Here is a 21,191-nt window from a genome sequence, read left to right as displayed (position 1 = left end):
AAAGAAGCGGTCTGGGTTAAGAAACCTGACCGCTTCTTTCGTTACTTATAGACAAATCGAACTTTCTAATTACTTTTTGAATGTTATGATGAACACTTCCCATTGGAACAACTGTTAAATCATTTATGTTAGTTTCGCGTAACTGAATGTTATTTAACCTGTTTACTAGATCAACAATTTCGTGGAACAGCTCACGTTCTGTCCCTAACAACAGCTTCCATTTGGTCAACTTCTTCTGTAGAATTTGCATTTTCGCATAATACTCTTTCCTATCATTCATTGCGGCGAGTACTTGATCAATTCTCTTGAGGATTTCATCATACCCTCTTATTACTGAATTGCTTTGATTAAAGGTATTTTGTAATGATAACGTAATTGAACTGTCGTCTTTTAAGGCCGATCTTTTAGTGAGCGCAGAATCCACCCGTTCCTTATTCTGCTTTCTGACAACATTGTTCCAGCGGAAACCACAAGCCTCTACTGATCTTCCTAGTTCTACCCCTACTTCCCGAAATGCTGCTTTTTGTGAACTTCCATTTCGAATGTAACGCAGGACGGTTTCTAGTAATTTGGAGTCCTCAGCAGTGGACCAAACTATCCTTTTTCTTTTCAATTTTAATCACCCTCTCATATTTTCCTTTTAAATATAGAATTGCCATATAATTTGTAACTTAACCTCACTACAACAAAAAAGAAGGAAAGGGCTTATTGCTCCTTACCTTCTCTAGAAAGATCCTCATAACACTTATCAATTTCTTCTTGATAGTGTTGGTCTATATAGGATCGAATGAATTCATTTTTAAGACCTTCATTCTCAATTCTTTTAAACAATAGTTTTATCGTTCTCTCTTTTTCAGGCTTTTCATACCACAGCTTCGTTGCTTTTTCTCTTAATTTCGTTTTCACATCAAAACTTATTCTAGCTCTGAGTCGTTCTTCTTCTCTAGCGATCCTTCTAATTTCCTCTTGGGAAGGTGGTGGTGGAAGCTGTCTCATCTTTTCTTCTAATTGTTTTACCTGGTCTAAACGTTCAGTCAAATGTGCAAGGAATGGTTCCACTTTATCCCTTAACTTTAATTCCACGAGTTCATCCAGGTAGTTATCAGCAGCCAACGTAGTTTGATCTTCTGTTTCTATATTCTCACTTTTAGTAATTGGCGTTAGTATTTTATTTCTATCTTCTATCACTTTACTTGCACATGTTGGCAGACTATAGTTCATATTCCTATACTCTTTAAATTTTTGGAATACTTCTAAGTCCTCTTCTTTAAAACGATAGTTATTCAGCCCACCTTGTTCGTCTCTTTCAAAGTGATACCCAGCTACTGAAAGTTCTTCTGCCCATCTTAATATAGTTGCGTTGGAGTGACCCACTTGTTTCGCTATCTCATTCGTATAGTAATAAACTGTCACATGAGATTGATTCACTACGCTCCCCCTCCTTTCTTCCTAGTTAATTATACTTTTCCACATATGCATCAACTTGTCAACGAGGCACTTCGATTGACCCTATGCTATTTTAACTCACTTCACGATATATCCAAACTAATTTGAGTGATCTAGGATGAGGCGCTTCGTTCTAGTTCGCAATTAACCCCCTCAAACCGAATCACACTTGAACAAGATCACCTCTCCCCTATTAATTCAAGATCTACAGCAGCCACGGAAAGCAATTATAAACATATATATAGTATAATCATGTTTATATATATGTTTGTGTAATTAATTAATCTGCATATCACCCTGCTGCTAGTCCAAAGGCAAATATTGAGAAAGCCCTAAGTGTTAAGGCCTTGGAGCAATAAAGTACATCAATGCAAATCAATTCACCTCGAAAACAACCCCCTCATAGTCAAACAGTACATCCGTAAAACTGGAGTGGATTGTTTATCAGAAGCAAGAAATGTTTAAAATGATATTTATATATATATTTATAAACATGTTATAGTTATATTTCTACTCTTGAATCAATATCAATCAAACTGAATCAGATTAATTCAATCCGGATCAACATCAACCGAATCAGACTAGATCAGAATCCCATTATTATCTTGCTTTTGCTTCAAAACATTTCGATCTAAATCAATCCACTTCAATAACAACTCGATCACAGTCAATCAAGATAGTGTTTTCTGTCCTTTGTCCTCAATTTAATCATTTTTTAGCACTGATCTATATTGAGTTAGATTGATTGACTCCGAAAACAACTCAATCAAACCCAATCATTTGAATAGGGGAGTGCTGATAGGTAGAGTTCTCTCAAGCAATTGAGTACTTGGCCATCTGATTTTTCTCAAACGTACATGAACTACCTCTACTGAAAGAAATGCATACAAGTGTACAAGCAATGCATAACATCTTCATACTATTCACCAAGGTTTAATAGTAAAAGTAATCATATGTTCATGATACTTTCTTGTTAATCTAGAAATATTAGAATGAATAATATCCAACAGAAGTAATATCAAGCGGAAGATAGAAAGACAAATAGGGAGATTCAAATAGGGTTTTGCAAATCGATCAAAGTGCTAGACTGGAGACAGTTATTCAACTCTCATGAAAATTAAAACGCAAAAAAGGCAAAAGAAATTGTAATATCAATCATTATGGATGCACTAATCCATTTTCATAATCTGTGGTGCAGCGAGCTGCATGATCGTCTAATAGGCAGTTTAACGCAGTAACTTGGAAACTTTCTCCAAAGATTTGCGTATATCAATCAAGGCAGAAAGGGCAGTAGCACCAATTGGGTGAACACAGGCATGTTAATCGGGAGCTAACGAATCTATTCGAAGGAGACGAGCAACAGCTTCTACAATTTATTGAAAATCATCGTGAACCATTAGAGCGCCATCGAATTGTGCTGGAGGACGAGCTTGCGATCGAGAAGCAAATTCCGATAGCATTCGCTTACATATACAGTGAATAAGACGAGGAAATCATCCGATTGTTCGGTGAACGGCTTCCGGATGAATCGGTCGAGGTGACGACTACAGACAAAGGATTGGACGTTACCTACAATGGACAATTACATTCGTTTGCGCTCACGCTTTCTGGAAAAGATCGCTATATTACGATTCGCGGGTTCCAGGAATTGATCAGGGACAAATACGAAATTCGTCTGTTTGAAGCCTCCTATCTTTCCGATACCCACGAGTTTTTGATATGACCGAAGCGGCAGTGGGTGGAATTGGATGCCCGATATCCGGCGCGGAAGAGTGAGATGTTCCTCGTCACATAAAACGATCTGGATTTTCCGTACCCAAAAGTCGGGATAATTTGAACGTGTCAAAAATATATAACCCAAATCGCTTTATTTGAGAAAGTAGGTTGTTAACCCATGCCGTTTACTCATCTTATTGTGGAATTACACTGTCTTTACACGATAGATGAACAAGAACAAGTGAATCCCGTTCCACCGTTTTGTAAAAACGGAGTCCGTAAGCCAGGGTACCATTGTTTAGCGGAAAAATGTAAGTACTCAGGGCATGCACCAGCACCCCTTGAAATAGCGTATTCAGATAAATTGGGAGAAGTCGACTCTGATGCATGGATAGGATATGGAGGTGATATGGAACCTGATCCTTATAATTCCAAGATGGTAACTGAATTAAAAGAATCCTGGAAAAGTCTTTGTAAAAAGAAAGTTAATGAAGCATATGAAGATTATATGACTCAACACAAGCTCCATGGAGATTAGCAACATCTGCATTCTAAGAGAATTACTTTTCGTCACAATGGTGACGCTGTTACTAGATTCAAGCCAGTCAAAAAAAGTAATTACTAACCTCGATTTCTAACCTGGAAATCAAACTTGCATCAAGTAAAGAACAAAGGGGAAAGGTGAATTGAAGATCAAATTTGGAATCCTTTCTTGCGTTTTTTTCATTTTAATAGGTTGTTCAAGTACTAGTAGTGAAACGAATGACATCTACTTAATTCCAAAAGGATACGAAGGAAATATATATGTCTTCTATAACGTAAAAGATGCACCAGCACTCACCAAAGAAGGCGATTATGACGTATATGTAATTAACGACATGGGGTATTTTGTCACTTCGTCTCCGGTAATGGATCATGGGAGGATAACCAACAAGTATTACTACCTCGATAAGAATGGGCAGAGGTCCCCGATCCAGAATGATTGTGTAAGGGAAATGGGTACTGGAGGATTGGAAAAGGACATAGGGTCATCCAACAAAATAGAGATCAAATATACGGGAATTGAAGTCACAAACAATAGATGCGGTCAGGCATTTATCGATGGAGGAAATGGAATATATCCAGAGGAAATGGATACCGTACTAAACGAAATTCTGAAAGTGCATTATGGCCTAGACGATAGTTGAACATAAGTCCTGTACTTCGATGTAGCTAGAAACATAAATGTACTTCCAACCATGAACAAGCGCATAGGAATACGCTTGATGAGTAAAATGAGCTATCCAGTGCTTAATAGCGATCACATCACGAATCGGAAAAAATCGAGAGTTAAGGGAACTGCCAACAAACCAGATTTTATGGCTGTTCAAAAATTTGATATCTTGAAGAGTGTCCCAAACAATAAACCAAATCAAAAGAGGAGCCCATAAAAGGCTCCTCTTTTGAGTGCATACCACAAAAGGGTATATACACATTTTATCTTAAATGAACAGAAATTGTAATCATTAAAAGACGAAATTATAAATTGGATCTATTTGATAACATTCTTGCTCTTTCTATTGGACTTAAGCCTTTGGCATCTTCCTTTTTACTGGGTTCAACGGGCGGCACGTGAACAACGTCTTCATTATGTTGTCTATTCTTATCATCAGCACTTTGTTCTTGACTCGTTAGATCTGTACGAACGGTAACTTCTTGAACTACGGATTGCTCGGTAATTATCTTTGGTTCAACTGGAATGTCACCTGATGTCTTAACTAGTCTGTTCACCTGAATATGATTAAAGGGTGTCTGAGTCTTACCATCCATCATGGCCAATAAGTTTCCAATAACTTTTTGACCAGCTGGAGTATTCAAAAGTTCAATTAAGTCTTCAGACAACTGGTTTGTTTCAATGAAAACTCTATTTTTATACTGATTAACAGTATCTAACCCGATCATGATCAAGTGTTGAACTAAATTATTTCGTGATGGCCTAGCCCCTAATCCTTTTAACAAGGGGTGATCCGTTGGTTCCTCATTTAACTTATCTAAAAGAGTATTGAAAGGTGTCACCCATTCAGCATCAGATCCGGGGAGTAGGGGGGCAGATTTGCCATGAACAAACTTGGCATTCTCCTTAGATCTTGTCATTGTTCTGCCTCCAATCTACTCAGCTCCTCTATTTCTTTACCTTACTGTTCTGTTTGATGAGCACTTCCACGATGTCTGGGTTATTTAGCATTGCTTCAATGAGATACCCACGGGCATTTATAAAAGGGGAGCTCTCGATCATTTCTTTTGGCGGAAGCTCATAAAGTTTAATCTTATTTGCTGCCTTTGGATCTCCAACTGTTTGACGATCTCGCAATACTTTATATCCTAGTAAAACGCCGCCACCAACAATAATATTGCTGCCAATTGATGATGCCTTTTGTCTAGCCATCATATTCAAATTAAAGACAATATTCCCATACTCGTCTAGAACCGGAACAATAATATCTGTCAGATCGACATTTGTCGCATATCCAAATGATCTAACAATTCGTGGTGCTTCTTCACCTGCTACAAGCGCTTCAATATATGGTTTTAATACGATATCTATAAACTCTGCTCTATCTCTAAAAAAGTTGTCTTGAAAGAGAGGTAGGTCATTTTCTTTATGAATATCAATGATTTTATTGTTAACTAGATCTTGCAAGCGTTCAACTATATGGTTACCTCCGACTTTTTTCCCCACCAAATCAGCCAGTTTAGCTTGAGCAAATTCTGGCGGAACCACTTCATACGTTGTCGTAAGGCTACTATTGATTCCTTGGGGCTCAAAAGTAGCAACATCATAGGTGTACCCTCCTGGATCACTTACAATCAGGGCACCCTTAGGGTCAATAACACTTTGGTCAACATTATTTTCAATCATCTCGAAGTTTTTAACATTGAATCCCATACCCATTCCAGCTTTTGTTGCTTCTGCATGAATATAGCGGGAAGCCGGTGCAGATTCATCAACTTCATGTTTGATGATCAATGTGTCATTTTTGAACATTCCATCGATAAATGTAATTTGAAATGAACCTTTAATCCTACTTAAAAACGCTTCCCTAGCGCCGTCTTTAATGAGCTTCACTGGCAGACCAGAAGATGGAGGGATTACAACGGTACCTTCTGACCCATTTAATCTTGCTGCAACTGCTTCTAGTGTAATCATGGTTATCATATGTACTTGTGAGTCATGTTTATTTTGACCGTCTCGCGCTTCCTTTACCTCACCAGACAGCTTCGCAGCAGGACCAACCCAATAATATCCACCCTTAATAAATCCATCTGTATCGTCAAGAGGTTGAAGAAAAATATGGAGGTTATCTGTTGCTTGTAAAGTCTTCGAGCTACCAAGATTGCTAACGTGAGAGGGGGCATGAGCAACCGCGGTTGGGACTGCAAGTTCTGCAATATTTCCTTCTTTTGTTAAGTAGGAAAGCTTGGTGTTGGTATTTCCTGGATCTGATCCGTTTAGTTGATATTCAAAGTCCTTAGCTTTGCTCATATAGTTCACCCTTTATATGAATATTTTGGTATGCACAACTTAAGGGTATCATCTATATAAACAGAATACAAGTATAAACATAAACATATCTATAATTATATTTATATACATACGAAATCTAACGTAACATTATTTGTGACTGATGTCGTTCACTATTGTAATCAAAGCAGATGATTGTTCAATCTTATTCTTGTGCGTTTCTCACTCTAATATATATGAACTTAATTCTGAGAGAATACTAGTAAAACTATCGAAAAAGCCTCATTTCTGAAGGGAAATCTGCACATTTTACTATAATCGCCAATTTACATGTGATATTCGCCATTGGATCGAGTCTGTTCGAAATTTACAATAGTACCAAAAGTGAATTCTTTTTAAAACCACAGTTGATTTGCAAACATAATCTATAAACCTCACACACAACAAGGCCAGATAACTCATCTAAATGACTCTACTAACACGATATTAAGCAGCGAAAGAATGCATAAACTTCAACTCTAAATTAATGTCACAATTAATTTCATCATTGTTTTCATAGTAGAAAGATGGATTTTCTCATGGGAATCCTGAATCCAGAAGCATTTCCATTTTGATATTAATTCACTTCAAATAAACACATTATGAAACGGTGGAAAAACCCGGATATAATATAGGCATCAAGAAGTCATTTCAAAACATCAATTAATTTCACTTTTTTTAACGAAACTATTCCCTTTTTCCTGGAAGTCATGTTATAGTGGTCACGTATCAACAACCAAATAAATTGCATCGGATATCCCGAGCACAAGTAATAGGAGTAATTCTTTACCCCTATACTTTTGCTCGGGTTTTTTGTTTTTAGAAAGGAGGTGAGCTGTTCGTGGCAGAGCAAGTAAAAAGAAAAGCCACGGAAGATCTAGACAATGACATCCTTGTAGCATTGTACGATCATCGCCATTTAACTCTTCCACAGATTTGTGTGTACTGCGGATACGATGTGGAGAATAAATATCGCCTAAAGTTCAATCGGCGATTACAAATTCTCATAGCAAAAAATCTTGTGCGAAGAAGACGATTACCCCAAATAGGAATGGTTGGCAATCCGATCTATGTGTATTACCTAACGGAGAATGGAGTAGGTCATGCTGTAGCAACTTTGGGCATACCTTACAATCGCTATGGTCCTGATAACAAGATCATCGAGAAAAACCATTTCGATGCTAAAGAACTAATGGTATCCGATAGGTTATTACCTCATCACTACCATACACAAAATTGGATTATTGAGTTTATCCGTCAGATTCGCTCTGTTTATGGTAATGAGATGCTTACGACACTTGGTCTTTCATTCAAAGAACCAAAGCGCATGCCGCATTACGTTAATCAAATTGGTCATGTTACACATAGGCCTGATTGGATCATTTCTGTTGGTCACAGCAATTTGACCATCAATCTTGAAATGGATATGGGGACAGAGAATACCAGAAAAATCACTTCCAAATTTCATAATTACGCGGAGTGGTTTAGGGATAACCCCCAGAGTGGAAAGCATGTAATCTTATTCGCCTCTCATACTGAGAAGAATATTACTCGACGGAGAAACATTAAAAGATTGGCGATTGAGTACCTAGGTGAATTCATACTCGAAGATAGGCTTGAAGTCATAGAAGGAGCTTCAGCGCTCACTATAGACTGGCTAATCAGTTACCTGGAGAAGCTTATCGAGCCAGAGCGCCGTGACATATTTTCCGAGGCGCTACAGATTTCCTACGATCCTAATCAAACAGGCTTGATCGCCCAATACACGTATATTGAAGCATGCGAAAAGCTTGGAAAACAAATTCCATCATGTGATAAGGTACATTTCCTTTTTAAGAAACATGCTAACACGAAGCACAGGGTCATTTTTCAATTACAAGCAGAGCCGGGTTCATGTCTATCAGAGATGCAAAGATATGACCTTTCAATTTTCGCAAATAGCATGAGCAATGCGGAATACGATTGCTTTGTATATTTGGTTCATGACTCACACGAAAACCGTATGGATGATGTACCAACCTTTCATGCCTTTAATAACGTACTCTCTATTGACCTACATACGATGAGCCAAAAAGGGTTAAGGCATGCTTGGAAATGGTCAGAAAGCAAACGTACGTGGAAGAGGGTAGAGGTGAATCTCATTGAGTAAGATCACTTCGCAAGTGCCCATCATTCTACGTGCTAGAAAGCGCGTAGAGGACATTGTTCAAAAGGTTGGGATTGAAAAAGTAATCCGCGCTATCCCGCTCCTGATAACAGTTCTTCTCACTTTCATCACGGTATGCTCTATTATCGGATCGATACTTCAAGTCATGGTCATCTGGTATTATCCACCAGAGATGTGGAGCAAAACAGTTGTATTAGAGAATGTTAAGGCGGGGCCATGGAAAAGTTTATTTACCTTGGCATACTTCAATCCACAAGACATAGGATTCTTCTCATTTCTTTACGTGGGGATCTTAGGACTGAGCACATGGTTATTTAGTACAAAAGTGAAGCAACTCAAAAAGCTACCTTTTCGGTACATTATGTTCGGATTCTGTATTTTGGTCATCTTTGCGAAGTGGGTTTCGTGGTCTTCTCTTCCTGTTAAAGAAATGTTCACCCCCTGGATTGCGGAACTCATGGTGCAATATGTAGGCAAAACAGAAACGATGGATAAGTTTCTGGAAGATAACGTTGTGTGGTTCACGTGGGGATTGTTGATCTTACCGATATATGCGGTTTACTTCTTCCTTGCTTGGTTCATCGGAGTATTAATGCAACATTCGAAACGATGGCACGAGTGGTTCGCAAATTATGAATTCAATCACCATCTACTCCAAGGCATTACAGAAATGCAACGTGCAGGAAAATACGCAGATATCTGTATTGGGATATATGTTGATGCGTTTTTTAAGGTTAAGGCGATAATGAGAGGCATCGATCGTGCAACTCATACGATAATTGTCGGATCCATTGGTACTGGTAAATCCGCAGCTGCTCTATTACCAGTCATTCGCCTTGATATGAAGCATCTTGTCAATTATATCAATAACTTTCAGACAGATGATGATAAAACACTATCTCAACGGTTATCCGGGTTAACAATTATCGATCCGAGTAATGACTTGTGTTCGAAATCGTTCCAACTCGCGCGAGCTCACGGTATACCCAAAGAAGCGATCTATTATCTCGATCCAGAAAATCAAGACAGCAAGAGTTATAACCCGCTTCGAGGTCCAGCTGAAACAGTAGCAGCCACATTTGTGTTTGTATTAGAAGGGCTTCAACCCGATCAAGAAGATTTCTATAAAAACACGCAAGCTGTTCATTTGTATTACCACATCTTGCTAGTGAAGCTTTTTCACGATGCGAGAGAAGAAATCGAGTCGATCATTCGCACGTATGCCCCTACATATCCAGATATTGCCGATCCTACCAAAGGAAAGCCGTATCTTACCTACCAACAAGTTTTTGGGAATAATGCGTGTACATTAGATACGTTAATGAAGATGTATCGTGATCCTTGGTTAGTAAAACAAGCTGCGTATTCCTTACAGCTCCTCCTACCAGAAGACTGGGAGAATCAGTTCGATGGCGATGATCTTTCGTATTACTCCATCATTGAACAAACATCTAGTTTCATTCACAAGATTGTCGTACCCAAAGCGAATTTTAGAGGAGAAGTTAATAAGTATCTCCCTGATAGTCCACACGCTGGAGAAATCGAACTAGAAGATAAGTACGCAGAGAAAATCACTGGTTTGACCAACGTCTTAAATCAAATGTCGTCAAATACCTACTTTAGAAGAGTTATGTTTGGAGACAGTGGCCTTGATCTAGACGTTCTGCTTCGTACTGGTGGCGTCCTATTAATCAACACCGCAGACGGGATCATGGGAAAGCTATCCGGTTACTTTGCACAGATAATGCTTCAGTCTATGGTACAGGCTGTTTATCGAAGAGATATTTCTAAGGGCCAGCCTCACGGACATCACATCGTAGTCGATGAGTTTCCTAAATATGCATACGAATCTTACCCGGACTTCCCGGCAAATGCCCGGAAATATGGAGGTTTCGTCACGATCGGTATGCAGACTATGGCCCAAATGGAAAGTAGATTCTCAAAAGCCTATCTGGAGACAATCATCGGTGTTCATCGTAATCGCATGGTATACCAAGGTGTCCCGCTCCTTGATGCAGAGTATTTCTCTAAATACTTCGGTACTAAGGAAATTTATCAACTTCAAGAGGGTCGTACGTTTTCCTCTGCTTATCAGGACTCTCCCGGGATGTCAGAAAAGGAAGGTTACGCTTTAGTAGAGGTTCCAAGATTTGCACCTCATGAAATCTCTCAAAGCAAAAAATTCGAAGCTGTATTACAGCTTAACATCGATAACGAACAACAAACGGCTAGACGAGTAAAAGCGGATTTCGTTCCAAGGAAGGAATTCAAGAACGCGAAGGAAAAACCCGATTCGCAAGCACTCTCAGCATGGGTCGAAAGAATTCATTATGAAGCAGCACAAGGTCCTGTTACTAAAGGCAAATACGTTTGTGGCTTAATCGACCAAGATGCTGAAGATTTCAAAGCTGGAAAAGATCTAGAACAAGTACACAGCACAGAGGATCACAGCGCCCCGCTCCTAGAAAGACAAACAAACCGGGAAACTAGAGTTGTCCAGCGAGAAACAAGGCAAGCCCCAGAACCTGGACGTGGATCTCAGAAGCCACCTATGGTTCCAAGAAGAGAAACAACATCTGCTCAACCTTTTGATTTCTCAATGCCAACTGCCCCGCCAGTTAAGGAACGAATTGAGCAAGATGTTGATACCAACGAGCACGATGATTCTCTGTTACCCATTTTGCGATTAGAAGGAACTCCAATTTATGAGGAGTTTATCAAAACTACCCAATCAGTAACGCAAACGGAACAAGAGAACAAGGAGCCAGAAATTCCAGTATTCCTGGAAGGGGAAGAAATCAAGCAGCACAACTTGCATGAAGTGGATCGTAAAAAAATCCATGTTCAAGAGTTGAGAAATCAAAGGAATAGCATTACACCAAGAGTTCAACGTACTCTAAATCCTCGGGAAAACAAGAGAGAAGTAGACATTAAGCCAGGTAGAGTGATGGGGTCGAGAGTAACGAACAACGTCATTAAGCATGAAGCAAATCGTTCGAACCCTCTTGATATTCGTCCACCTGTGATGCCGAGAAAAGAAAGAGAAGATAAACCACCAACTATGGCTCCAACGGTATCACCACCTGATGGAAACGGTTCGAAACACGAAGATCAACCGTCCGTTCAAAATCACAATCCATATGAAAATGTGGATCTATCAAATTTAATGCCCGCTCCCTCTCCACAAAAGAATAACCAGAACCAATCTGCTGCTCAATCTCATCCAATAAGACAACAGAGAAGCCAGCATCCAGATAAGGTGTTACAGGCAGAGAACTTTAAAGAGGCACCGGTTCCCGCCGATAAGGATGAGTTATTAAAAACGTTTGTAGCAGACGCTTTAGAACACAAAAACAAGAATAGAAGACGAAGTATCGGAGGAGAAGACGAATGAGTTTAGAGAATTTCAAATTGACAACGGAAAAAGCTGCGGAATTTAGAGAATATCAGAGGAGTGAAAAAATACTCTCCGGTATGATTACACATCGTCAGTCCATTTCAAGAGTAATTAATGGTGAAACCTTAACGGTTGAGGCACTCGAAGTAGAGTTTCCAGATGGTACGATTGCCGTCTGCAATGCGGAACACTTCGATGCACACAAGTTTGACTCTCTCATTGGTTTTGTTGGCTATGAAGAACCATTTCTAGTAGAACGAGTAGACGTAAAAAATAACGTAATCATGCTCAATCGAATTAAGGCATTAGACATCCTGAAAGAAAATCTATGGAAGACGGTACAAGAACAACAAGTGCTTCTTGCTAACTTCCGTAGCATGAACGTCGAGACTGGAAAACTTCACTTCAATGTATTTGGCCAAAACGTTTGGATGCGGAAAGAGGATTGGGATCATACCTATGTCCCAGAATTACCACAAGATATCAATCTGCAACCTGGGGATGACATCGAACTTCAAGTCGTTCGAATTTGGAAAGACCAGCAACTTATTCAAGTCTCACGAAAAGCCTTGATTCCTGATCCATGGATTGGGGCATCCGATATTCTCCAAGTAAACGAATACTACTCAGGTGAAGTTGTGAATATTTCCTTGTATGAAAGAGAATCATGGCAAGGTTACTTTGTAAAGGTCGACAAAACAGGAATTGTGATCCGTTGCACCCCGAGAATAGGCCTTCAACCTCCAGCCTCAGGCGACAAAGTTAATTTTCGATTGGAATATTTGAATGAAGATGAGCGAAAGGGACGCGGATCCATCATAAAAGTGGTTAATCGGAGGGAGAACGCATTCAATGAGACCAACAGATACAACAAATTTATCACGATCAGCAACCGCGACATCAGGAAACAACAGAACCAACAACGGGAGCAACAACGAGAACAACAACACGAGCAACCTCTTGACCAATAACAACCAATCGTCCCATTCTGATGCCCCTCAACCTGGGGGGCTCAGAATTGCGGCAAACTCAGGTTTGAAAATAGCTCGAAAAGTACCTACCATTTCATACGCTTTTGCAGATGGGAGTCTGAGTAAATGGGATGTACCAACTTGGCAGGTTAAGTTGATTGAAACCAGGCATCGATTTGCACTCGCTAGATACGCTGTGCAAGCAAAACATACAGGTGTCCTAACTTCAACAGAACATCAAATTTTGGTAACAACTGCTTTAGCAAAATCTTTAACAGAAGATCAATTTCGTAGAGCTTGCAAGCCACTTACAAACAGCACGATTAATAAACGATTGGATCGCCTAGAAAAGTACGGATTGGTAGAACGCAGAAAGTTTACTGGTGAACGTGACCCGGAACAAAATTACCCCGGAATCATCACGTTAACCGATACCGGGAAAGATTACATTCGTCTGACAGAACCAGGAATGCATTGTATGGGGAGTTCCGATTTTCTTCGATCTCCCAATCTTCCCGTAAACTTAATTGCTTCCAATGAGATCAAATTACAACTCATTGAAAACGATGCCTTGATTTCTTGGCAAGATCATCCTCAAATCTCTACCTTTGGAAAAGTAGCTTGCTCCGCTCAAATCGCATTATCAGATGGCCCATTTCATTTAGTCATGGAACGTATATCAGGAATGCAAAAGGTCGATCGTTTTCTAACTCAACGTTTGGAGCAGCTAAGTGCATTTGCACAGCGTGGTGAACACTTACTGGAAGATGATTTTGCTCTTGTCTTTATCGTACCAAGTGATTCAAGTATCCAACAACTCATTGAAGCGTATCAAATTCATACGTTTGCAAATACATACAAAGAATACTATCGATACGTATGGTTTATCAGTCACGAAAGACTATTTTCCCCGCTTGGTTTCCAACACGGATTGGTAGGCATAGGGAAGAATAGTATTTCACCACGTACTCTCGAATATGGGAACGCGGATGACTATTAACGAGAAGAGAGGGAATAGAGCCCTCTCTTCTTACCAGTTCCGTTTCCGGATCATCATTGTCTGTTTTTCTACTTTGAAGAACATTCCTCATGATACGGAGATTCCAAAAAAGTGAAGGAGGGATAGTAATGGTCAAAACATATTTGTTGCCATGTATCATAACTTGCTTTGTTGTCATGATCAGCTGCTATATGCAGTCAACGTTTCGGAGTGACTTATTTTACGCACCCATACTCATCACGATTCTCTATCCGATCGTACAGATTCTGAGAGATCCTTCTAAGTACCCGCTCCAATTCGCACCGATCATTGGAGTAATCCTAGGTATTCCAAGTGGTACAGTCGTCACCACGTGGATGTAATCAAGGCAAAGAAAAGAAAAGGAGATACGAGAATGGATCAAGATACATGCACGAGACAAGATGGCCCAACCATTGTGATAGGTGAACGTGTATTGGCAAGTCCCGCTTCTCCCGCTCTAGTCACACTCAAAGTAAACGAAAGAAGGGCACCGTTATTAATAGGAGGTAATCAAGAGTCAGATATTTGGGACAGTTATTTTTACCCGCTCTTTAACCAAGATCTCGCAAATTACCAGACGAAGTCATGGAAGAGAAATTTAACAGGTATCACGCTTCTCGTACGTAGCCAACATCATTTTGAACGAGCTGTTGAAAAAGTGTATTCCACGGCGCACTCAGATACCCTAATCATCTGGAATACCCTCACTGACTTACCATGGCCTATCAATCCCTTGAGTGGCACACCTAAGGATGCAGCGATCACCATGGTTAGACTTATATCTTGTTTTTCAGAAGATAGGCATTCATTGAATCAACACGCACAATCGCATGTTTACTCCCATACGCTGCTCCTAAAGTATCTACACACATACCAAGATCATATTAGGAATCTATCTAACGATGAGAACTCCCAAACAAAAAAGAGCATTACAAACACCTATGAAAGTTTATTTGATAGCTCTGATTGTACGATAGACCAGTGGCTTCATTTATATGCCGATCCTTATCTGGTTAGAAAGGCAACCGAAACGCTTGAGAGTCTTGTTTCAAATTTCGAAAGCCAATTTTCTTCCCCGCTTTCAGAGGAGGAAGGGGATACAACCGATTCGGACAAAGCCATAACAAAAGAGATCATGGTATCGATGAGAGCAGTCATTCAGTTTATGCATTCATGTTACCAAGTAAAAGTTAACATTCGCTATCAACAAACCTTTACACTTCAGGACCGCGGGACTCCACTCTCTTATATAGACGTTATTCATAAAGAGAAAATCCAATACCCAAGAGGGCACCCTCACAGTGGTAAAGATACCATCATTGATGCCTACTCTGAACAAATCAAAGACGTTGTAAACGCCTGTATGTATTTGAAGACGAATTCTGTTCTTAGGAACACGATAGCAGGGGAAATTTCGAAAAGTGATCCCATTTACGAGCACTTTGTTACCGGAGGCATTCTCCTTATCAATCTAGCAGATACCTGGGGGACACCACGTACCCGAGCGATCATGGATGCGCTGTGGATGACAAAGATCGATCAAGCTATTAGCAAGCGAATGATTCTCTCTGATCACTCCCTATACATAACAGATGCTTCTCCCTTTCTCCAATCTACTACGAATAAATTTCATGCGGTTACTCGCTCACGAAAGAGAGGCGTGTTTGTTACCCTTGGCATACCATCGTTTCCTATTTTTAGAGAGCTTTCTACATCTGACCAGTTAAATCGAATAATGGCTTCCTTTCCCAATCGAATATTCCCTGTACTAGTGAATAATACGCAATCTCTTCAAAATCTGGGGATCAGAGAAAATAACGAAGAAGATTCTATCCGGACGCCATATGTGGGTAGTAAAACAGCCTTATCAATTTTCCGCAGTTCTTTCATCGAAAAGAATAAAGCCATACTCATGAAACCGCTCCCGCTTCCAACAGACGCGAATCATGATTATGACTGTTTGATAACCAATTATGGCGAAAGGATATAGCGTTCTCCCTTTCGCTTCCTAATTATTCCGATTGGTGCTGCACATGTCTCAAGGAAGGTGATTTAGATGGACAAGAAGTCAAAACAGATTGAAGCCCTTAATAAAAGAATGGAAAAAGCTGAAGATTACACTCCTATCCTAATAAAACAATCCTGGTTTCAAGTAATTGCGATAGCAGCTGCTGTACCCTTGTTAACAATGATGCTCATTCAATTGGGGGCCATGGATCTTAAGACACAAGCGCTTCCGAATTTTTTGCTGGTTAACGGCTTTTTATCCTTACTCGTGATCCTTCTTATCGCCTCCTTTGATTTTCTACGATTTGTGTGTCACTTACTCTTTACTTCAAAAAAGGACTAATCTCACCACACTATTGATGTTTGAAAGGGGATGAATGTGTTGGATAACGATAAGAAAGCATTCTATATCGTTAAAAATGAAACAGGTAACGTTTATGCAACCACAGCACTGTCACAAGGCGAAGCTCTAGTCACAGCAGATGAATTACGGTAGCATTCGTGGCTGTTTTCAAGATTCTCCAATGCCATTTTTATTATTAGGGAATAACACATTCCAATACATCCGATTAAGAGGGCGCCCGCTCCTCAAATTCTACTTTGGAGGAAAAGATACGGTGAAAAAAAGAATCTTAGCCACACTGGCTGTCCTCACTTCGATGGTACCTCTATATTCTGTTTCAGCTGCTCCAGCTGAAGTAAGCAGCGTCTCAAATTTTCAGGTAACCGTTGTAGAAGAAACCATTGGATTAACACTAGCCGGGGTAACAGAAGTCGAAGTAATCGGAGATAAGGAAGGCAGTTATAACTTTCAATCGATTACAGTAACGAACTCGGGAAACACGAAAGGTGTCCTATTCGGAAGAGCTCTAACGCCGACCGGAATTAATTATGGTGACCGTGATGACGAACTAAGTGCTGTTGAAATTGGGAAACCATATGGTAGACCATCCCGCAGAGATTCTTTTCCTACCAATTCATCGGAAATTATTCTAAGTACTGCAATGAAAAATGGTGATACAGATGGAAATCCAGATTCTATTGCACCGAATGAGACGATACCGATAACAGATATTACGATTCAAACAGTTGGTACAAAAGCTGGAAGAAGCACACCATTCCCTGTTGGAGAAATTGTCGTTCCGATTCAGTGGATAATAAAGGCAAAATAGTGGTAGGGAAAAACATGAGGGGAAGGAAGGTCTTCTCAGACCCGCTTTCCCCCTTATTAGAACGGAGTTCATTCATTCATTAGGAGATGTTCGTTAAATGGAGAAATTCATGAAAAATAGGGATGTAAATGAGAAACAAAGTCATACGATCTCGGATCGTCTACGTAGCGGGTGGAGTGGCCCAGTTGAAGCAGTAGCTGCCACAATGGTTTTCGAATTAGAGGGAGTTCATCCTGATCAAGAAGATTTCTATAAACACACACCAGCTGTACATTTGTATTACCACATCTTGCTTGCAAAGCTTTTTCATGATGCTAGAGAAGAAATAGAGACGATCATTCGCACGCTCAACCCTACTTATCCCGATCTAGCTGATCCTACCAAAGGAAAGCCGTATCTTACCTATCAGCAGGTTTTTGGGAATAATGCGTGTACATTAGAGACAATAATGGCGTTGTATCGTGATCCTTGGTTAGTAAAACAAGCAGCATATTCATTGCAGCTCCTCTTACCGGAAGACTGGGAAAATCAATTCGACGACGATGATCTTTCGTATTACTCCATTCTAGAACAAACAACTAGTTTCATTCACAAAATTGTGATTCCGAAAGTGAATGATCGTGGAGAAGTCATTAATTATCTTCCAGATAACCCACGTTATGGAGAAGTCCAGCTGGAAGATAAGTATGCAGAAAAAATCACTGGATTGAGCAACGTATTGAATCAGATATCGTTAGATTCCCGCTCCTATAACACCGCAATCACTACGCTTGATTCGATTTGATTACTCATGATAAAGGGTGAAGATCGTGAAAGTTACTCGCTATAGGTGGAGAAATTACATAAAGAGTGAAAAACATAGGGAACGAAAGAACAAATACCAGACAATATTCGCGATACGAGACGAGCTCCTATCCGCTGAGAACGCTCAGAAGGACAAGATCGTAATTTCATTCGCCCGATCCTCAGATGATAACGAAATATTGGCCATTGCTGGAAGTTTGCATTATTGGTGGGTTATTGATTTTGTCCTGGAATCGCATGAACACGTTTCCTTGCTTTACAGAAATTGCAGAGTCCATAAGGCCACCGACCCTAACCTATTATGGGAAGATACCATTCAGAGAAAGGAGCTGTTGCTTAGTGGTGAACCCAATTAAAAAACTAAATCAGGCATTAGCGAAGCGCCCTCAAGTGATCATTATCCTTCAGTGGCTCTCCATCATACTGTCGCTTCTCCTTCTTTTCACCATATTCATACAGTGGGAAGTCGGAAGTCGCTCAGAAACATTTGTATCCTTCATGCTCATCGGACTTCCGTTGGGATTAACGCCCTTGGCAATCTGGGGAGCAGTAAGTTATATGAAAGCAGGTTATTTAAAACCAAATACACGACTCCTTTTTTTCACGACCCTTTCAGGCGTCATCTCTTTTTTGGTGAATCCAGCCTCCTTTTTAGTTGTGAAGATGTGGTCAGAGAATCAGTTTGAAGCGTTCACCTATTTTTGGATCATGCTTTTCTTTCCTCTCATTACCTTAATTGGTTTTGTTCAGTTAATACGCGTCTCTTTGCAAAATCGTACGTAGCAGAACGGAACCATTCCTTACCCGATAACACCCCGCTCCTAAGAGAACCTTTGAATACAGAAGGATTCATATAAGTAAGGGGGGCTACCTTTGGATAGTAACAAAGAAGAATTGCTACTGTGTCAGTACCGCTCACTTTTTATAAAAGATCATGTTTCGATCTCAGATGCCAAGAAGTTTGATGCTGATTATATGCGTTCTGAGATCCTTGGTGTCTACATGGCTGAACGTGGTTATTATCATATGGATCACTTAATTGATTCGATTGTACTAAAAGCGATCGCCAAAGATTCCATTTTCAGAGAAAATGTTTCGCTTTTCTCGGCCTTAAAAAACTCAAAGAGGGGACGGCACACGATTCAGATCAATATAAGCGCTTATGATGATCACACATTCCTACAAGATATTGACGCTTACCACCTCTCGTTTACTGATTACCAGGTGTTTAAACGCATCCTTACAATGGAAAAGCGATATGGTTCGAAAGAAGAAGGGGAAGAATATGAACTAGTTGTCTATTCAGAAGCGAAAGAAATTACATCAAGACATTGTTATGCTGGCGAAAATATTGGTTCATACGAGAGTATATCAGGTAATTGTTATAGCGAAGATTGCGATACATACGGATCGACGTATGGTTCAAAAGCACAAAAGGCCTTCCTATTCTGGATTGAATATACAAACGAATACGTAGTGGTTTACTTTTCTTACTGGTATAGGTAGAAGGTGAGATATCGCGATAGCAGAAATTAACAAATGAGGGGAGGGTATTCTTGTAAATTATGACATGGATGATGAAAGCAGTTACTAGATGGTTAAGAACGTACCGCCAAGAAGATCGAGCCACTTTTTATCGAGCTACTCATCATATTGTATTAGGACCAATTGGTACCGGCAAGCAAATAGATGGTCTATCCAATATTTCCTCAATAAGTAAGGAGGGCGAACGAGTTGGGGATGTACTCGACAATAGAAGTTAATCTAACTTTAGTGGAACCGCTAGATCCGTCTGTTATCTGTTCCATAAGAAAAGGGGATACACGAGATTATAAAGAGGAAGCGCTAACCTCATTGCGATTCAGATCCACTTTTAAGAATTCGCTACCTGACCTTGTAGAATTGGTAAGGCACTTAGAGCGATCGATTTTTTACCAGGAGCTTACCCTCGTTGGTTCGTTATCGTCTGAGGAATTATCCATAAGCGATTCGAGATTATATGCTTATCAAAACTGCATTTTCTCCTTCAAGCGAAGTTCGCAGGATGCCATGTATGGCGAGATCATCTGTTATCATTTTCATAACCTTAGGGAAAAGATGTGGACATCCTGCATAAATGATTATGAAGAAGTAGAGAAAAAGGAGATGATCTTCCTTCAATATATCGAGCATATATCGTCACAAGCCACTTTTAAAACATATCGCAATAGATGAATGCATCACGATCCTCGCCCTACTATAAAAGTCTTAATTTAGGAGAATGACGAGATGGAACAAAGAGACAATTTAAATGTTTACTTTTTATGATGTTGTCCATTACCTCTTGTGTTAGTATTACCTGTTCCTAATATGAACGAATATCTATCTATCTTCGTTAAATTAGGTGCGGTCTTAGTTTTTTTCTATTTGCTTTTGATGCTATGGATAGCAATGTTTCGTTGGTCCATCTTCAAAAGCATATTCATACTCACATTCACATCCAGACTAAACAAGCAATGAGAACCGAAGTGAAGAAATTAAGACGCTCCCGAATGAAGCGTCTTTTTGTTTTACTTGAATTTTATTGCGGTTCCATATCCTACTTGGTCAGTCCAATTAAGTGCGTTAGTTCTAACGTCATACCTGAAACCAAGGATTGCGTCCGCCCCCATGTTTTTAGCTTTTTTCGCAAGTTCCTTAGCAATAATTTCGGGATTTGGGTCGTGCGCTTTGAGTATCGTAGCTGTCACTAAACCAAGAGCCTCAAAAGGCTTGTCAATGGTCTCAATTGTTATGATTAACATATCTATTCCGGAGTCAGTATCCTGCTTTTTTCCGCCAAAGAATCCCATTACTATTACACCTCCTTCAGAGAAGGTGTATTCTACTAAAAAGAATACTTTACCTGCTACTCTAGAACTAATGTCCCTACGATTGAGGGGGAGATGCATCATGCATGCTCCCCTTTGT

Annotated in this window: 20 protein-coding genes; 15 read left to right on the top strand and 5 right to left on the bottom strand. The window is 39.9% G+C overall.

The window, feature by feature from the left end; translation table 11 throughout:
* Positions 1 to 16: 16 nt before the first annotated feature.
* Positions 17 to 613: a hypothetical protein gene (locus C3B52_RS27215; RefSeq protein WP_103109520.1), complete on the bottom strand. Its 597-nt coding sequence runs from the start codon at positions 611 to 613 to the stop codon at positions 17 to 19.
* Positions 614 to 705: 92 nt separating this feature from the next.
* Positions 706 to 1,428: a hypothetical protein gene (locus tag C3B52_RS27210; protein ID WP_103109519.1), complete on the bottom strand. Its 723-nt coding sequence runs from the start codon at positions 1,426 to 1,428 to the stop codon at positions 706 to 708.
* A 1,318-nt stretch (positions 1,429 to 2,746) separates the two neighbouring features.
* On the opposite strand from C3B52_RS27210, the gene C3B52_RS37530 reads away from it, so the two are divergent.
* The 4 genes from C3B52_RS37530 (at position 2,747) to C3B52_RS27195 (ending at position 4,349) form a co-directional block, all read left to right on the top strand.
* Positions 2,747 to 2,929 (top strand): hypothetical protein, encoded by a 183-nt coding sequence (locus C3B52_RS37530; RefSeq protein WP_235615876.1) that lies wholly within the window; start codon positions 2,747 to 2,749, stop codon positions 2,927 to 2,929.
* Between the two features lie 18 nt (positions 2,930 to 2,947).
* A complete protein-coding gene (locus C3B52_RS37525; protein WP_235615875.1) occupies positions 2,948 to 3,169 on the top strand; it encodes a hypothetical protein in 222 nt (73 codons plus the stop codon).
* 171 nt (positions 3,170 to 3,340) lie between these two features.
* Positions 3,341 to 3,700: a hypothetical protein gene (locus C3B52_RS27200; protein WP_103109518.1), complete on the top strand. Its 360-nt coding sequence runs from the start codon at positions 3,341 to 3,343 to the stop codon at positions 3,698 to 3,700.
* Between the two features lie 148 nt (positions 3,701 to 3,848).
* Positions 3,849 to 4,349: a DUF6843 domain-containing protein gene (locus tag C3B52_RS27195; RefSeq protein WP_103109517.1), complete on the top strand. Its 501-nt coding sequence runs from the start codon at positions 3,849 to 3,851 to the stop codon at positions 4,347 to 4,349.
* Between the two features lie 331 nt (positions 4,350 to 4,680).
* Here C3B52_RS27195 and C3B52_RS27190 read toward each other — a convergent pair whose 3' ends face one another.
* The gene (locus C3B52_RS27190) at positions 4,681 to 5,295 is read right to left on the bottom strand and encodes a hypothetical protein (RefSeq protein ID WP_103109516.1); all 615 of its coding nucleotides are present in this window, start codon (positions 5,293 to 5,295) and stop codon (positions 4,681 to 4,683) included.
* A gap of 28 nt (positions 5,296 to 5,323) precedes the next feature.
* Complete coding sequence (locus C3B52_RS27185) at positions 5,324 to 6,685, bottom strand: hypothetical protein (RefSeq protein WP_103109515.1); 1,362 nt, start codon at positions 6,683 to 6,685, stop codon at positions 5,324 to 5,326.
* Between the two features lie 859 nt (positions 6,686 to 7,544).
* Between C3B52_RS27185 and C3B52_RS27180 the strand changes: the two genes are divergently transcribed.
* The 11 genes from C3B52_RS27180 to C3B52_RS27125 all read left to right on the top strand — a co-directional run bounded on the left by C3B52_RS27180 (position 7,545) and on the right by C3B52_RS27125 (position 19,748).
* Positions 7,545 to 8,852 (top strand): replication-relaxation family protein, encoded by a 1,308-nt coding sequence (locus tag C3B52_RS27180; protein WP_164684963.1) that lies wholly within the window; start codon positions 7,545 to 7,547, stop codon positions 8,850 to 8,852.
* Positions 8,845 to 12,264, top strand: coding sequence for a type IV secretory system conjugative DNA transfer family protein (locus C3B52_RS27175; protein WP_103109513.1), 3,420 nt, complete (start codon positions 8,845 to 8,847; stop codon positions 12,262 to 12,264). Before C3B52_RS27180 ends, C3B52_RS27175 begins: the two co-directional genes overlap by 8 nt.
* The gene (locus C3B52_RS27170; protein WP_103109512.1) at positions 12,261 to 13,238 is read left to right on the top strand and encodes a hypothetical protein; all 978 of its coding nucleotides are present in this window, start codon (positions 12,261 to 12,263) and stop codon (positions 13,236 to 13,238) included. Before C3B52_RS27175 ends, C3B52_RS27170 begins: the two co-directional genes overlap by 4 nt.
* Positions 13,228 to 14,238, top strand: coding sequence for a hypothetical protein (locus tag C3B52_RS27165; RefSeq protein ID WP_164684962.1), 1,011 nt, complete (start codon positions 13,228 to 13,230; stop codon positions 14,236 to 14,238). Before C3B52_RS27170 ends, C3B52_RS27165 begins: the two co-directional genes overlap by 11 nt.
* Before the next feature lie 128 nt (positions 14,239 to 14,366).
* Entirely contained in the window at positions 14,367 to 14,600 is a 234-nt protein-coding gene (locus C3B52_RS27160; RefSeq protein ID WP_103109510.1) for a hypothetical protein, read from the top strand.
* A 32-nt stretch (positions 14,601 to 14,632) separates the two neighbouring features.
* Positions 14,633 to 16,249 (top strand): hypothetical protein, encoded by a 1,617-nt coding sequence (locus C3B52_RS27155; protein WP_103109509.1) that lies wholly within the window; start codon positions 14,633 to 14,635, stop codon positions 16,247 to 16,249.
* A gap of 66 nt (positions 16,250 to 16,315) precedes the next feature.
* Complete coding sequence (locus C3B52_RS27150) at positions 16,316 to 16,609, top strand: hypothetical protein (RefSeq protein ID WP_103109508.1); 294 nt, start codon at positions 16,316 to 16,318, stop codon at positions 16,607 to 16,609.
* Positions 16,610 to 16,883: 274 nt separating this feature from the next.
* Positions 16,884 to 17,438, top strand: coding sequence for a hypothetical protein (locus tag C3B52_RS27145; RefSeq protein WP_103109507.1), 555 nt, complete (start codon positions 16,884 to 16,886; stop codon positions 17,436 to 17,438).
* A 97-nt stretch (positions 17,439 to 17,535) separates the two neighbouring features.
* Entirely contained in the window at positions 17,536 to 18,222 is a 687-nt protein-coding gene (locus C3B52_RS27140) for a hypothetical protein (protein WP_103109506.1), read from the top strand.
* A gap of 362 nt (positions 18,223 to 18,584) precedes the next feature.
* Complete coding sequence (locus tag C3B52_RS27130) at positions 18,585 to 19,025, top strand: hypothetical protein (RefSeq protein ID WP_235615874.1); 441 nt, start codon at positions 18,585 to 18,587, stop codon at positions 19,023 to 19,025.
* 90 nt (positions 19,026 to 19,115) lie between these two features.
* Positions 19,116 to 19,748, top strand: coding sequence for a hypothetical protein (locus C3B52_RS27125; protein ID WP_103109503.1), 633 nt, complete (start codon positions 19,116 to 19,118; stop codon positions 19,746 to 19,748).
* Positions 19,749 to 20,791: 1,043 nt separating this feature from the next.
* On the opposite strand, the gene C3B52_RS27115 is transcribed toward C3B52_RS27125, so the two are convergent.
* Positions 20,792 to 21,175 carry a heavy metal-binding domain-containing protein gene (locus C3B52_RS27115; protein ID WP_123058872.1) on the bottom strand — a complete coding sequence of 128 codons (384 nt, stop codon included), beginning with the start codon at positions 21,173 to 21,175 and terminating at the stop codon, positions 20,792 to 20,794.
* Positions 21,176 to 21,191 lie beyond the last annotated feature (16 nt).

The sequence above is a fragment of the Brevibacillus reuszeri genome, assembly GCF_002897295.1.
GTDB lineage: Bacteria > Bacillota > Bacilli > Brevibacillales > Brevibacillaceae > Brevibacillus > Brevibacillus reuszeri_A.
The sequence above is the reverse complement of the archived record's forward strand: the minus strand, read 5'-3'. Positions and strand labels throughout refer to the sequence as shown.

Bases quoted from the DNA above. Each gene is read 5' to 3' on its own strand.
- C3B52_RS27200 (WP_103109518.1), top strand. From the start codon at position 3,341: ATGCCGTTTACTCATCTTATTGTGGAATTACACTGTCTTTACACGATA.
- C3B52_RS27190 (WP_103109516.1), bottom strand. From the start codon at position 5,295: ATGACAAGATCTAAGGAGAATGCCAAGTTTGTTCATGGCAAATCTGCC.
- C3B52_RS27185 (WP_103109515.1), bottom strand. From the start codon at position 6,685: ATGAGCAAAGCTAAGGACTTTGAATATCAACTAAACGGATCAGATCCA.
- C3B52_RS27170 (WP_103109512.1), top strand. From the start codon at position 12,261: ATGAGTTTAGAGAATTTCAAATTGACAACGGAAAAAGCTGCGGAATTT.
- C3B52_RS27160 (WP_103109510.1), top strand. From the start codon at position 14,367: ATGGTCAAAACATATTTGTTGCCATGTATCATAACTTGCTTTGTTGTC.
- C3B52_RS27155 (WP_103109509.1), top strand. From the start codon at position 14,633: ATGGATCAAGATACATGCACGAGACAAGATGGCCCAACCATTGTGATA.
- C3B52_RS27150 (WP_103109508.1), top strand. From the start codon at position 16,316: ATGGACAAGAAGTCAAAACAGATTGAAGCCCTTAATAAAAGAATGGAA.
- C3B52_RS27140 (WP_103109506.1), top strand. From the start codon at position 17,536: ATGGAGAAATTCATGAAAAATAGGGATGTAAATGAGAAACAAAGTCAT.
- C3B52_RS27115 (WP_123058872.1), bottom strand. From the start codon at position 21,175: ATGATGCATCTCCCCCTCAATCGTAGGGACATTAGTTCTAGAGTAGCA.